Below are 14,095 nucleotides of genomic sequence, written 5' to 3'. Positions count from 1 at the left end.
CTTCACCGGTCCCCACACCCAGAAACACCCGCCCCGGATACAGACAACCCATCGTCGCGAACGCCTGCGCGATCACCGCCGGGTTGTACCGAAACGTCGGAGTCAGCACCGACGTCCCCAACTGCAACCGCTCGGTCCGCTCGCCCACCGCAGTCATCCACGCCAGCGAGAACGGGGCATGCCCACCGTTGTGCCGCCACGGCTGGAAATGATCCGACACCGTCGCCGAATCCATCCCGTGCGCCTCGGCGAGCACCCCGAGTTCGACCAGCTCACGCGGCCCGAACTGCTCCGCCGACGCCTTGTATCCCAACTTCAGCATGTCCGTCCGCCTCCACGTCGACATCGCCTCGCCACAGAGGAGGGCATCGTCGACCCGGCGCCCGGAGCCTCGGCGGCTCTGGTGATGCTCATTATGACCACGCAAATTCGCGCATATACTGCACGAAATAATGCACATTTCCGAGTGTTTGTGTCAATATCTGTGCACATACAAGTGTGGGTGCGCTATCGTCGTGCGATCGTTCCGCACAACCGAACCGCGTGATCGCCCCGCGGAAGTCCCAGATACCCAACAGGAACGCGCAGACCGAACCGCGCAGCACCCCAGCAGAATCCGGAGGAGTATTCGTGTCCGCGAGTGCACGGCGACGTGAGATCTTCCACCGACTGATGGCCGATGGCTATATCGACGCGAAAACACTCGCCAGCGACCTGGGGGTCGATACGTCCACGATCCGGCGGGACCTCGACGCTCTCGCCCGGGAAGGAAAAGTCGAACGCACCCACGGCGGCGCACGCCCGGTGGAGGGCGCCGGGCCCGAGGTGCCCTACGCGGTGAAGAAGGACGTGCGCCGGGCCGAGAAGGCGGCCATCGCCGCCGTCGCAGCGGCCATGGTCTCCGACGGGGACAGCGTGATTCTCGACAGCGGATCGACCACCTACGAAGTGGCTGTCGCGCTGCATCGCCACTCGTCGCTGACCGTCATCACCAACGATCTGCGGATCGCCAAGTACGTGGCGAGCTTTCCCGAAGTACGGCTACTCGTCACCGGCGGCGAACTGCTCGGTTCGGTCTTCACTCTCGTCGGCGAGCACGCCGTCCGGTTCATGTCGTCGTACTCGGCGGACTGGGCGTTCCTCGGTGCCGACGCGATCGATCCGATCGCGGGCATCACGAACACCAACACGCTCGAGGTTCCGATCAAGAGGGCCTTGATTCAGGCTGCCGCACGCACCGTGCTCGTCGCCGACCACTCGAAATTCGGGCACCGCGCGCTTGCGAAAGTTGCTGCGGTCGAGGAGATCGACACGCTCGTGTCGGATTCCGGACTGGACGCCGAACGGCGCGATGCCTACGGGCCGGGGCTCGTGATCGCCGAACCGTTTTCGCACAGCTGATCGCGGTGCTCGCCGAACCGACACGAAAGCCCGACGCCCCCTGCACTTCCGGACCGTAGACGGTGCCGGAACGAGGAGGCGTCGGGCGAGATACGTGCAGACGAAAACCCGGTGGGGCCGAAACTCAGAGGTTCCAGTCTCCGAGGCCGTCCCAGCCGTTGAGGGTGCCGCCGGCGGTGTTCTGCACGATCACGGGGTCACCCTTCTTGGAATTCTCGAAGAACCACTTGCCGTCCTCGGTACTCACGTTGAGGCAGCCGTGACTGACGTTCGTGTTGCCCTGTGCGTCCACCGACCACGGCGCCGCGTGCAGGAAGATGCCGCTGTTGGACATGCGGGTCGCGTACTCGACGTACGTGCGGTAACCCTCCGGGCTGTCGACGGGCACCCCGTAGGTCGACGAGTCCATGTACATGTCGCGGAACTTGTCACCGACGATGTAGGTGCCGTTCGGAGTGTCGTGGCCGGGCTTGCCGAACGACGTCGGCATCGTCCGCACGACCTCTCCGTTACGGGTGACCGTGATCGTCTTGGTGTTGTTGTCCGCCACCGTGACAAGGGCGTCACCGATCGTGAACGACGACCGGGAGTCACCGGCCGCGACGGTGACCGACGTGTTCGCCGGCCAGAACTCGAACGGCTTCCAGCGCACCTGGCTGTCGGATGCCCAGTAGAAATGGCCGTCGACCGGCGGCTGGGAGGTGATGCGGATGGCACGTTCGGCGGCGGCGCGGTCGCCGACGGCCTCGTTGAAACGGATGATGATCGGCTGCGCGACACCGACCGTCTCACCGTTCGACGGGTTCACCGACGGGGCCGAGAACGGAGCGGGCTGCTCGGGAAGCAACTGCGGCGGCAACTGGGGCGCCCCCGGCCCCTGCGGGACGACGCTCCGGATGACGTCCTCGACACTCGGTACTTCCGGCCCACCCGGCCACAACGGCACTGCGGCGGCGGGGCCGGCGGCGGTGAGGGCGACTGCGGCGGCACCGGCGAATGCGATCGCTACGCGTGCGGACCGGCGTCCAGCCCGGCGGCGACGGTTCGACAAGACATGCTTTTCGACCATTCCACAACCCATCGTTGGACGGTGCGTCGTGACCCTATTTCCCCGTCGCGACGCTTTCGTTACTTCTTATTAGACACGCGCAAACTCGACCCGGGCAATTCGGGTATCCATAAAACCCGCATCGCCCCAGGTCGGACGCTTGTGGAACGTTAACGCATTCAGGAGCCGGTTCGCGATGCCGCGAGCAATTCCTCCACCGATACGAACTTGAGACGAGACCGGCCGGCCGCCGATCCGCGCGACTTCTCCTGCTTGTCGATCTGCTGCCACCCGCGGTAATCGACGAACTCGGGCCGCCGCTCGGCGACGAGGGTCGCAAGCTTCTCGCGATCCGCGACGGGTTCGGGCAGCTTTCCGGCGATGAAGTCGTCGAGGATCTGCTCGACGGTCTCGTTGGAGCACTGCTTGTTGGTGCCGATCACGCCGCTCGGACCACGCTTGATCCATCCGGCGGTATAGACACCCGGCACCGGCTCATCGGTCTCGGGGTCGACGACGCGGCCGAGATGGTTCGGGAGCACTCCTCGGCGCTCGTCGAACGGCACGCCCTTGACGGGGGTGCCCCGGTATCCGATCGAACGCAGCACCAGTCCGGCGCCGAGCGTGTCGGTGTCGCCTGTGGGCCGGGCTTCGAGGCGTCCGTCGACCTCGACCAGTTCGTTGCGTTCGAGGGTGATCGATGTGACGGCGTCGTCCCCGGTGATCTCGACAGGAGACGCGAGGTAGCGAAGGACGATTCGCTTGTTGCCGGGCGTCGGGCTCGTCTTCGCGTACTCGGCGACCTGCCGGACCTTGAGTGCGATGCGGGGTTCGACATCGGGGTCGTCGACGAGGGCGCGGCTCGCGGGATCGAGTTCGAGTTCGGCGGGATCGACCATCACGTCGACGCCGTCGAGGCCGCCGAGTGCGAGCAGTTCCGGGTTCGTGTAGGCCGCCTGGGCGGGACCGCGCCGGCCCACGACCACTACTTCCTGGATTGCGGAGTTGCGCAACGCTTCGACGGCGTGCTCGGCCATGTCGGTGCGGGCGAGTTCGTCCGGGTTCATCACGAGAGCACGCGCGACGTCGAGGGCCACGTTGCCGTTGCCGATGATCACCGCGCGTTCGCCGGAAAGGTCGAATGTGCGGTGGGCATAGTCGGGATGGCCGTTGTACCAAGCGACGAACTCGGTGGCAGCGAACGAGCCGGGCAGATCTTCACCGGGAACGCCGAGGCGCCGATCGCTGGACGCGCCGACGGCGTAGAGCACGGCGTGGTGGTGCGCGAGCAGTTCCTCGTGGGTGATGTGCGTACCCACCTCGACGTTGAAGTAGCACTGGGTGTTCTTGTGGCCGATGGCACTGCGGAAGACGTTGGCAATGCCTTTGGTGCTCTGGTGGTCCGGCGCGACGCCGGCCCGGACCAGGCCGAACGGCGTCGGAAGCCGATCGAAGATGTCGACCTGCACGGCCGAATGCGAAGTCAGTTCCTGTGCGGCGTAGCAGGCCGCGGGCCCGGATCCGACGATCGCGACCCGCAGCGTTCCGAGGTCGGCAGGGATCTTGCGGCGCGACCGCAGCTCCGGCCAGTCCGGTCCGATCGGGTAACGCCGGTAGTACTCGGCATTGATTTCGAGGTACGGCTCCTGGGCGGGCGTGAGCTCGTTGTCGGCCGCGATGGCGTCGACCGGGCACTCGTCGACGCACGCCCCGCAGTCGATGCACGTATCGGGATCGATGTAGAGCATCTCCGTCGTAGCGAACGGCGCTTCGTCGGGCGTGGGATGGATGCAGTTGACCGGGCAGACTTCGACGCACGAGACGTCGTTGCAACATGCCTGGGTGATCACATAAGCCACAGTGGATACCTGCCTGAAAGTGCCGGTGGGGTACGACGATCGGAAGCCCCAGACTATAACACGTTGCAACTCTGGTCGAGAACGTCGTTATCGTCACTCTAGCAGGGCATTTCAGTGCTCGAGAATGACCTCAACGCGCCAACTCGTCTCCCGACTCTATCCTGAATCCGATCTTGAGCGTGACTTGGGTATGAGCGACCTTTCCGTCGTCGATGTGACCGCGCACATTGACCATTTCGAACCATTCGAGATGCCGCGTCTTCTCCGCCGCCCGCGCCACCGCTTTCGCGATCGCGTCGTCCACCCCGGTGGTCGACGAGCCGACCACTTCGATCACTCGATAGACGTGGTTCATTCCCACCGCTCCTTGCATCGCCACCGAACACCGGTCCGTGTCCTGGTCGGATACTCCCGCTCACGCTGGGTCCGCGTGCCGGAATCCGCGAAAATGGCAAGACATCGGCCGGAGAGACCGCTGCGTCGTCAGGCCAGGCGAGCCAAGTCGCGCGCAAGGGCGCCGAGCCGGGCAAGGCGCAGGTCGCCGAGGGGCATCGCGCCGACGCCGAGGCGGTTGGTGACGAATGCGAGCGACATTCCCGAATCCAGATCGGCGAATGCTCCGGAACCACCGACCCCGTAGTGACCGAACGCGCCGCGCGGGCGCTCGCGGCTGGCGAATATCGGCTGGTGGTAGCCGAGACGCCACGCCATCGGCACGCCGAGCACGTAGTCGCGGCTGCGCAACCGCACCTCGTCCATCGCGGCAATGGTCGACGGATCGAGGAACTTCACTCCGTCGATGGTGCCGCCACCCGCGATCGCGCCGTACATACGAGCGAGCGACCGTGCGGTGAAGACGCCGTTCCAGCCCGGCATCACCGAATCGTGCACCGCCGGATCGCGAACGAGTTCGTCGAAACCCGCGGGCATCGCCGCCTCGACCAGTCCCCGCGTCGGCGCGACTCGCGACAGGACGGACGCACTGACACCCCAGTCGAGCCCCACCGGATTGATCCGCGGGAACAATCGCGCGATGCGGCCGCGCTCGTCGTGCGGGACCCGGTACCAGAAGTCCTGACACCCGAGGGGCTGCGCGATCTCACGGTCGACGACTTCGGTGAACGGCAACCCGGTTACACGCTGGACGATTTCGGCGACCAGCCAGCCGTAGGTCACCGCGTGGTAACCCGAACCCGACATTCTGCGACGGTCGGGGGTGGCCGCAGCACGCGCGGCCACGGTCGCGTCGTAGTCGAGAATGCCCCTTTTTCCGGGGACGAGCCCCCGGACGCGGTGCAATCCGGCCCGATGCGTCATGACGTCTGCGACGGTGAGAGATCCCTTGCCGCCGGCCGCGAACTCGGGCCAGTACTGGGCGACCGGGGCGGAGTAGTCGATCAGTCCGCGTTCGGCGAGACGGTGCACGACGGTGGACGCGACGCCTTTGCCCGTCGAGAAGGACAGCGCCATCGTGTCCTGCGTCCACCGGCGCGTGCGGTCGGCCCAGCCTGCCCAGACGTCGAGGACCTTCTCGCCGTGCAGGTAGGCGGTGAGTGCTCCACCGCCGTGGTGAGGCTGTGTGTACAGCGCGAAGAACCTGTCGGCCAGCGGGAGGAACCGCGGATCGACATGCATCTCGGTCCGCGACAGGTGGTCGTCGTGCCCCTCCGCGGCAAGCACCGCTCCGGTCGTCATCGACATCCTCCCCTCGACATGTGCCGAAAGGCTACGTGCGGAGGGCAATGAACGGAAGGCTTTCCGTACAGGCTGTTTGTATTCCCAATCCGGTGTCGTCGCCGCGCGCCCCGAAGGCGCGGACTACGGACGTGGCAATACGACCCGTGCCCGCGGAATCAGGGTGCGGCCGGGGTCACGTAGCGAAAGGCACCGGCCACGACGCACCCCGACCCGGTCGCGAGGTTGATCGTCGCGGCCAGCTCACCCTCACACAGCACCGGATCGTCGGCGTCACCGACGAAAGCCTGGGATCGAGGACCCGTCACGACCAGGGCGGTGCCGGGCTCGTCCAGCAACCCCAGCGCGAGGGACTCGAACCCGTATCCGACCGCCAGGAGCTGCCCGCCACGGCTCTCGCCCGCGCCGACTCCACCGGCGAACCCTGCGGCCCCGATCGTCGCGCCGGCGCCGGCATCCGCGAATCCGACGCCGGACTCACCGAGGCTCCAGGCACCGCCCGTCCCGTCGGTGGTCGCGCCACATGCCGCGGCGCCGTCGACCCGAGTCACCTCCGCCGGGCCTCCCGGCGGTGCCGCGCACGTGGTCGCGGCGAGCGCGGATCCCGGAACGAGGAGACCTGCCCCCACGACGGCGGCGCCGATCACACCGGCACCGAACAGCCGACCCGACATCCACGTGCGAGACACAGACACGATCCTCCCGAAACTCCGGCGAACAGGTTCCCGCACAGTCTATGGAAATCCCGGGAAGCTGATCTTCCGACGAGGTAACGAGCAGGGACCGATTCAGCAGCCGGTCCGGACCGGGCGAACGACGCGGATCGTCTCAGCCGGTGGTCTTCCGGTCCGTGTCCCGCGACGGCTGCACCCGCTTGGGTTCACCGGGCATCTTCGGATGGGTCGGTGGATACGGCAGATCGCCGAGTCCGTCGGCGGCATCCCGGTCCGCCATCTCGAGCAGCACATCGAGCGAGTGAGCGTGATCGTCGAGTGTGGACATCGGATCGCCGCGGCGCGCGAGCAATTCCGGCACCGTCGCGATGGTGAAGTCGTCAGGTTCGGCGTCGGCGAGTTCGTCCCAGGTCAGCGGGGTCGACACGGTGGCGATGGGTGTCCGCCGCACCGAATAGGCCGAGGCGATGGTCTTGTCACGGGCGTTCTGGTTGTAGTCGAGGAACAAGCGGTCACCCCGCTCCTCCTTCCACCACGAGGTGGTCGCGCGCCCGTCGCTGCGACGCTCGATTTCGCGCATGAGTGCGATACCGGCGCGTCGCACACCGACGAAATCCCACTCCGGCACGATCCGCAGGTAGACATGCAGGCCGCGACCCCCCGACGTCTTGGGGAATCCGGTGAGCCCCAGTTCATCGAGCAGGGGCCGCACCACGTCGAGTGCGACGGCACGTGCCGCACCGAATCCCGTCCCGTCGGGCGGATCGAGATCGATGCGGAGTTCGTCCGGCCGGTCCACGTCGCCACAGCGCACCGCCCACGGATGGAAGGTGACCGTGCCGAGATTCGCCGCCCAGACGATGTCGGCGGCCGTGCGCACGCGAAGCGCATCCGCGGTACGGCCCGAGGGAAACGTGATCTCGCACGTGGCGACATGATCGGGCCGCTTGGCAGGTGCCCGCTTCTGGTAGATCTCCTCGGAGTCGATGCCGCCGGGAAACCGCTGGAGGTGGGTGGGCCGTTCACGCAGCGCGCCGAGCAGTGGCGCACCGAGTTCGGTGGTCACCGTCCGGTAGTACTCCACCAGGTGCCGTTTCGTGCCGCCGGACGAGCCCAGTCGGGGGAAGTAGATCTTGTCCGGATTCGACAGCCGGACAGGAACTCCGTCGACGTCGAGTTCCTCTGCGGGCGAGCGTTCGGCAGCCACGATCAGTCCTCCGTCCGGTCCAGCACGTCGCCCAGGTCGTATCGCACGGGCACGTCCAGCTGATCGTAAGTGCAGCTTGCCGGGTCCCGGTCGGGTCTCCACCGCTGGAACCGCGCGGCGTGCCGGAACCGCATCCCTGCTCCGGCCGTGCCTTCCATCTGGTCGTACGCCACTTCGAGTACGCGCTCCGGTCGCAACGGCACCCAACTGCGATCCACTCCCGACCGCCAGCGGGTCGCTTCTCCCTCGGCGACGACGTCCGCACCGACGCGCAGCGGCTCGAGCTCGGTGAGCAGTGCCTTGCGCCGCGCGGTGGTGAAAGCGGAAGCGCCGCCGACCATGGCGAGTTCACCGTCGTGATAGAGACCGAGCAGAAGGGAACCGACACCGTCGACACTCTTGTGCTTGCGATACCCGATGAGAACGCAGTCTGCCGTGCGAGCGTGCTTGAGCTTGATCATCTCTCGCTTGTCGGGGCGGTAGATTCCGTCGAGTCGCTTGGCGACCACACCGTCGAGCCCGGCGCCTTCGAATTCTTCGAACCATCGCTGCGCGGTAGCGGCGTCCGTCGTGGACGCCGTGACGTGACAGCTGGGGCCTCCTCCGAGCGCGTCGCGCAACCGTGCACGACGGTCGGCGAACGGACTGGCCATGAGGTCCTCGTCGCCGAGTGCAAGCAGGTCGAAGCTCACGAACTGGGCCGGTGTCTGTTCGGCGAGCAGTGCCACCCGGCTCGCCGCGGGATGGATACGTTCGGACAACGACTGCCAGTCGAGCCGGGTCAGCCCGTCGCGCTCGCGCGGAACGACGATTTCACCGTCGACGACACACCTCGCGGGAAGTTCCGCTCGCACGGCCGCGACGAGTTCGGGAAAATACCTTGCCAGATCCTTGCCACCGCGCGACGAGAACACCACCTCCTCACCGTCGCGAAACACGATCGCCCGGAAGCCGTCCCACTTGGGCTCGTACGACCACACGGCCGTTCCGTCGTCGGGTTGCGCCGGAACCGCGGTGGCCGCCTTCGCCAGCATCGGTGCCAGGGGTGGAGCCACGGGGAGGTCCATGCGCACATGGTCGCACTCCGGGGGGCATTCCGCGTTCGGGATCGCGTGAAATTCGCGACCTGGACGGAAAGACGGAAACAGACATTCCGTACCCTCCACACATGACCAATCTCCGGCGGGCGGGGCTCGCTCTCGTGACGGTGGTGGCGGTAGCCGTACTCGGCGGATGCGCTTCCGAGATCGAGGGTCGCGCGCGGCCCGGCGCCGCCGCGGTCGCGAGCACCCCCGCCACCCCGGCTCCGGCCAGCTCGCGTCCGACCACCGCGGGCACGACGGCCGCAGACCTGGATCTGGAAGTCGACGTCGAGCCCGGGGACTGTGTCGCACTGGGGGGCGCGGTCGACGACGCCACCATCGACAACGCCGACTGCGGTAGTCGCACCTCCAACTACAAGGTCGTGGACGTCGTCACATCGAGCGACGAGTGCTCCGGGGACATCGACCAGACGTACTTCGAAACGCTCTGGGGCGTCGAGACGGGTGCCCTGTGCCTCGACATCGACTGGAAAGTCGGCGAGTGCATGGACCTGGGCGGAGAGGATCCCCAGCGGATCGACTGCTCCGCGACCGCGATCCTGGGTGAGAAGGTCAGCGAGATCCTCACCGGCACCTCCGATGTGAACGAGTGCTCGTTCTCGGACTCCGGATACGTCTACGACGAACGCAACTTCGTGGTGTGCACCGATTCGTTCTGAGGCATCGCTCGCCGCCTCGCAGCACCACGGTCGTGTCGGTACCCCCGGCAACAATGCGGGCTGTAGGCAGAACACGATCGAACAGGACGCGAGGACACACGAATGACGCACTGGCCAGACAGACCGATCTGCGCATTCGACCTCGAGACCACCGACCGCGATCCCCGTACCGCGCGCATCGTCGCTGCCTGCGTGGCCACCTTCGACGGCGACAAGATCGAGTCCCGTTCGTGGCTGCTCGACCCCGGCATCGCGATACCGCCCGAAACCACCGCCATTCACGGCATCAGCACCGAGCGCGCCCGGGCAGAGGGCATGGACTACCTCGCCGGGTATCGCGAGATCCGGCAGGCGGTGTGCGACGCGTGGGAGCGCGGACACATCGTGGTCGCGTTCAACGCCAGCTACGACCTGACGATCCTCGATGCCGAAGGCCGGCGACTCGGGTTACCGGAGCTCGACATCGGCACGGTCGTGGACCCGTACGTCATCGATCGCGAGATGGACCGCACACGCAGCGGCAGGCGCACACTTCAGGCGGTCTGCGAGGTCTACGGCGTCCAGCTCGCCAGCCCCCACGAAGCGGAGGCCGACGCGCTCGCCGCCGGTCACCTGACTCGTGCGCTCATCGACAAGTACCCCCAGCTGGCTGACCTCGACATCATGGCCGACCAGGCCGCGTGGCACGCGGAGCGGCAGCGCAGTTTCGCGGAATATCTCCGTGGCCTCGGCCGCGACGTGACCGACATCGACGACAACTGGCCGGTGCGCCGCCCCGAAACCGGCAGCACCGGGGTTCTCGAACGGCCGGCGACCGAGACCGGGCGCGTGGCCTGGCACCGGCGTGTCGTGCAGCGGTTGCGCGCGTTCTTCCGTGGCACCGGCAGCCGCGCGACGAGGTGAGACCTCGCCCGAAGGCAGAATTCAGCGATTCGTCACCTCTGTACCGTTCGGGATTGGGACGATCACAGGCAACGCCGGTCGCGAGACCATCCGGAGGTGCCTGTGTCCGCCGAGTCCTGTGCCCATTGCTTTTGCGGCGTCGCGGACGCTGCGCGGCGTAGACCGGCGGTGCGGCGTAGGCATATGTTGCTGCGCAGACCGGCGGGGCTGTGTATCCCCGACGCGCCGACCTTGAATACTGGACTGTCATGACATCAGGCACCGGCACCCCGCGCCGTCCCGAGGCGGCAGGACCCGACCCGGCTCAGTTCCGGGTGCATGTCGTAACCCAGGCGATCCGGCTGTTCTCCGAATTCGGATACGAGTCCACCACGGTCGAGCAGATCGCGGCGGCGGCCGGGGTGTCCCGCAGGACCTTCTTCCGTCAGTTCCGGTCGAAGGAAGACGTGATCTTCGCCGACCACGAATCGCTGCTCGAGCAGGTCGCCGGGTACCTCTCGGGCGACTTCGCCGATCCGTGGCTGGCAGCATGCGACGCCGCCGAACTGGTGTTCGGGCATTTTCGCGACCGGCGTGAGCTGGCAGTCTGGCGGTACCGCGTGGTGCAGCGGGTACCGGCGCTGCGCGAACGCGAACTGGTCACGACCTATCGCTACGAACGATTGTTCACCGACTTCCTGCGGGCTGCGGTGCCCTCGGCGAAGCCCGTGCACATCGTGAGTTTCACGGCCGCGATGACGGCGACGCACAACTATCTGCTCCGGGCGATGATCCGGGGGGACGACACGGCCACCTCCGAGCAACTGCACCGAGCGCTCTACGAGGTTCGCCGGACATTCGGCGTGGTACCCCAGGCCGCCACCGGCGCCCGCCCGGGCGTCGACCTGCCGCAGCGGGCCGTCACGGTGGTGACCTTTCCGGTCGGGGCGTCGCCTGCCGATGTGGCCGAGCACGTCCGTCGCGAGCTGGAACAAAACCCGCCGCCTTCGTGACGAACGTCCCCCGGCATTGACCTGGCACTCAGTGCCCGAGGTAAAATGGAAGAATTCCGTGACGTCGCACACCCTTGCAGTCGATAGGGTGGTGCGGATCCGACCCGATTAATGGCACCGAGTGCCGTTAGGAGTTTGCCACCGTGGCCCTCAATCCCGACTTCGATCTCTTCAAGCTCGGAGACGAGCACGACGAACTGCGCGCCGCGATCCGCGCCCTCGCCGAGAAGGAGATCGCGCCGCACGCGAAGGACGTCGACGAGAACTCCCGCTTCCCGCAGGAAGCACTCGACGCCCTCAACCGTTCGGGCTTCAACGCGATCCACGTCCCCGAGCAGTTCGAAGGCCAGGGCGCCGACTCCGTCGCGACCTGCATCGTCATCGAAGAGGTCGCCCGCGTCTGCGGCTCCTCGTCGCTGATCCCGGCCGTCAACAAGCTCGGCACGATGGGTCTGATCCTCCGCGGCTCCGACGAGCTCAAGGCCAAGGTGCTGCCCGACATCGTCAACGGTGCCATGGCGTCGTACGCACTCTCCGAGCGTGAGGCAGGATCCGACGCCGCCTCGATGCGCACCCGCGCGAAGGCCGACGGCGACGACTGGATCCTCAACGGCTCCAAGTGCTGGATCACCAACGGCGGGAAATCCACCTGGTACACGGTGATGGCCGTGACGGACCCCGACAAGGGCGCCAACGGAATCTCCTCGTTCATGGTCCACAAGGACGACGAAGGCTTCGTCGTCGGACCCAAGGAAAAGAAGCTCGGCATCAAGGGCTCCCCCACCGCTGAGCTGTACTTCGAGAACTGCCGCATCCCCGGCGACCGCATCATCGGCGAGCCCGGCACCGGTTTCAAGACCGCCCTCGCGACTCTCGACCACACCCGCCCGACGATCGGCGCGCAGGCCGTGGGCCTCGCGCAGGGTGCGCTCGACGCCGCGATCGCCTACACCAAGGATCGCAAGCAGTTCGGCACCTCGATCTCGAGCTTCCAGGCCGTGCAGTTCATGCTCGCCGACATGGCGATGAAGGTCGAAGCTGCGCGCCTCATGGTGTACACCTCCGCAGCCCGCGCCGAGCGCGGCGAGCCCAACCTCGGCTTCATCTCGGCGGCAGCCAAGTGCTTCGCCTCGGACGTCGCGATGGAGGTCACCACCGACGCGGTCCAGCTGTTCGGCGGCGCCGGCTACACTACCGACTTCCCCGTCGAGCGCATGATGCGCGACGCCAAGATCACCCAGATCTACGAGGGCACCAACCAGATCCAGCGGGTCGTCATGTCGCGTGCGCTGCTCCGCTGAGCGGCACGCGTAGGTTGGCACCGCTGAACCATCACACCGATCAGGAGTACTCGTAGTGACAGTGGAAAAGGTAGGCGTGATCGGCGGCGGCACCATGGGTGCCGGAATCGCCGAAGTGTGCGCGAAGGCCGGAAGCGACGTCCTCGTCCGGGAGACCACCGAGGAATTCGCCGCGGCTGCGCGTGAGCGCCTCGCAAAGTCGGTCGGACGCGGCGTCAAGTCCGGCAAAATCACGCAGGACGATGCGGACGCAGTGCTCGCACGGATCCGGGTCACCACCGACATCGAGGAGTTCGCGGACCGCGACCTCGTGGTCGAGGCGGCGCCGGAGATCGAGGCCCTCAAGGTCGAAATCTTCGCCGAATTGGACCGGATCGTGAAGCCGGAAGGCATCCTCGCCACCAACACGTCGTCCATCCCCGTCATCAAGGTGGCGCAGGCGACGAAGCGGCCCGGCAAGGTCGTGGGCGTGCACTTCTTCAACCCGGTGCCCGTGATGCCGCTGGTGGAGATCATCTCCGCACTCACCACCGATGCCGACACCGCCGACACCGTGTTCGACTACGCGCAGAACACGCTCGGCAAGACCGCCGTGCGTGCGGGCGACCGCGCCGGCTTCATCGTCAACGCGCTGCTCATCCCGTACCTGTGCTCGGCAGTGCGCATGCTCGAATCGGGCTATGCCACAAAGGAAGACATCGACGCCGCGATGAAGGGTGGCTGCGGATACCCGATGGGCCCGCTCACCCTCATCGACACCGTGGGCCTCGATATCACCCTCAACGCCGCGCAGTCGCTCTACGAAGAGTTCGCCGAGCCGCATTACGCTCCCCCGGCACTGCTGCGTCGCATGGTCGACGCCGGCCGTCTCGGCCGCAAGACCGGCGAAGGCTTCTACAGCTACAAGTAGGCAGCCACAGCCTTCGAAGGCGCCCCTACGGTCCGTTCCGTGGGGGCGCCTTCTGCTATCGTCCCCAGCCGGACATATCGGGGGATAGTGTCTCGGGGGGCAGTCGTGACTTTGCATGTCGATCCGGAAGCACTGCGTGCTTTCGCTGCCTTCTTGGCGGAGACCGCCGACGCAATGGGCGATTGGGACATCGGCGAGCCGTACTCCACTTCGGAATCGGCGCTCCCGGGAACGGACTTCGCCCGCGTCTGCGCCCGAGCGGCCGACGTCACCGACCAGGCTTGATCAATATGTGCGGACGGCTCCGCGAGGTCGTCGATGTAACCAACGGCGTGGAGAACGA

The 14,095-nt window shown here is 66.6% G+C and carries 15 protein-coding genes; 7 read left to right on the top strand and 8 right to left on the bottom strand.

Translation table 11 applies throughout. From position 1 onward, the window contains the following. Window positions 1–322, bottom strand: a 322-nt coding sequence (locus TVH25_RS10640; protein ID WP_422424091.1) for an LLM class flavin-dependent oxidoreductase, incomplete at its 3' end; no start/stop codon positions are given. A gap of 308 nt (window positions 323–630) precedes the next feature. Between TVH25_RS10640 and TVH25_RS10635 the strand changes: the two genes are divergently transcribed. Next, complete coding sequence (locus TVH25_RS10635; protein WP_422424090.1) at window positions 631–1,401, top strand: DeoR/GlpR family DNA-binding transcription regulator; 771 nt, start codon at window positions 631–633, stop codon at window positions 1,399–1,401. 124 nt (window positions 1,402–1,525) lie between these two features. On the opposite strand, the gene TVH25_RS10630 is transcribed toward TVH25_RS10635, so the two are convergent. The 7 genes from TVH25_RS10630 to TVH25_RS10600 form a co-directional block, all read right to left on the bottom strand. Beyond that, window positions 1,526–2,470: a L,D-transpeptidase gene (locus TVH25_RS10630; protein ID WP_169622898.1), complete on the bottom strand. Its 945-nt coding sequence runs from the start codon at window positions 2,468–2,470 to the stop codon at window positions 1,526–1,528. A 158-nt stretch (window positions 2,471–2,628) separates the two neighbouring features. Then, entirely contained in the window at window positions 2,629–4,308 is a 1,680-nt protein-coding gene (locus TVH25_RS10625; RefSeq protein ID WP_296551123.1) for an FAD-dependent oxidoreductase, read from the bottom strand. Between the two features lie 130 nt (window positions 4,309–4,438). Further along, window positions 4,439–4,663, bottom strand: a complete 225-nt coding sequence (locus TVH25_RS10620; protein WP_169622896.1) for a dodecin — start codon at window positions 4,661–4,663, stop codon at window positions 4,439–4,441. 128 nt (window positions 4,664–4,791) lie between these two features. Next, window positions 4,792–6,009 (bottom strand): serine hydrolase domain-containing protein, encoded by a 1,218-nt coding sequence (locus TVH25_RS10615; protein ID WP_422424089.1) that lies wholly within the window; start codon window positions 6,007–6,009, stop codon window positions 4,792–4,794. Window positions 6,010–6,161: 152 nt separating this feature from the next. Next, the gene (locus TVH25_RS10610; RefSeq protein ID WP_346765250.1) at window positions 6,162–6,692 is read right to left on the bottom strand and encodes a DUF6764 family protein; all 531 of its coding nucleotides are present in this window, start codon (window positions 6,690–6,692) and stop codon (window positions 6,162–6,164) included. Between the two features lie 139 nt (window positions 6,693–6,831). Next, window positions 6,832–7,887 (bottom strand): DNA primase small subunit domain-containing protein, encoded by a 1,056-nt coding sequence (locus TVH25_RS10605; protein ID WP_169622911.1) that lies wholly within the window; start codon window positions 7,885–7,887, stop codon window positions 6,832–6,834. Continuing rightward, the gene (locus TVH25_RS10600; protein WP_422424088.1) at window positions 7,887–8,951 is read right to left on the bottom strand and encodes an ATP-dependent DNA ligase; all 1,065 of its coding nucleotides are present in this window, start codon (window positions 8,949–8,951) and stop codon (window positions 7,887–7,889) included. Before TVH25_RS10600 ends, TVH25_RS10605 begins: the two co-directional genes overlap by 1 nt. A gap of 101 nt (window positions 8,952–9,052) precedes the next feature. On the opposite strand from TVH25_RS10600, the gene lppU reads away from it, so the two are divergent. The 6 genes from lppU (at window position 9,053) to TVH25_RS10570 (ending at window position 14,037) form a co-directional block, all read left to right on the top strand. Further along, complete coding sequence (gene lppU, locus TVH25_RS10595) at window positions 9,053–9,646, top strand: LppU family putative lipoprotein (protein WP_422424086.1); 594 nt, start codon at window positions 9,053–9,055, stop codon at window positions 9,644–9,646. Between the two features lie 102 nt (window positions 9,647–9,748). Further along, the gene (locus tag TVH25_RS10590) at window positions 9,749–10,549 is read left to right on the top strand and encodes a 3'-5' exonuclease (RefSeq protein ID WP_422424084.1); all 801 of its coding nucleotides are present in this window, start codon (window positions 9,749–9,751) and stop codon (window positions 10,547–10,549) included. Between the two features lie 248 nt (window positions 10,550–10,797). Further along, window positions 10,798–11,541, top strand: a complete 744-nt coding sequence (locus tag TVH25_RS10585) for a TetR family transcriptional regulator (RefSeq protein ID WP_422424082.1) — start codon at window positions 10,798–10,800, stop codon at window positions 11,539–11,541. Window positions 11,542–11,684: 143 nt separating this feature from the next. Next, window positions 11,685–12,842 (top strand): acyl-CoA dehydrogenase, encoded by a 1,158-nt coding sequence (locus TVH25_RS10580; RefSeq protein WP_296551115.1) that lies wholly within the window; start codon window positions 11,685–11,687, stop codon window positions 12,840–12,842. 61 nt (window positions 12,843–12,903) lie between these two features. Further along, the gene (locus tag TVH25_RS10575) at window positions 12,904–13,752 is read left to right on the top strand and encodes a 3-hydroxybutyryl-CoA dehydrogenase (protein WP_169622910.1); all 849 of its coding nucleotides are present in this window, start codon (window positions 12,904–12,906) and stop codon (window positions 13,750–13,752) included. Window positions 13,753–13,857: 105 nt separating this feature from the next. Next, the gene (locus TVH25_RS10570) at window positions 13,858–14,037 is read left to right on the top strand and encodes a hypothetical protein (protein WP_422424080.1); all 180 of its coding nucleotides are present in this window, start codon (window positions 13,858–13,860) and stop codon (window positions 14,035–14,037) included. Window positions 14,038–14,095 lie beyond the last annotated feature (58 nt).

It is taken from the genome of Rhodococcus sp. 7Tela_A2, assembly GCF_049311045.1.
Classification (GTDB): Bacteria; Actinomycetota; Actinomycetes; order Mycobacteriales; family Mycobacteriaceae; genus Rhodococcus.
This window is presented reverse-complemented; position numbering and strand designations above follow the sequence as displayed.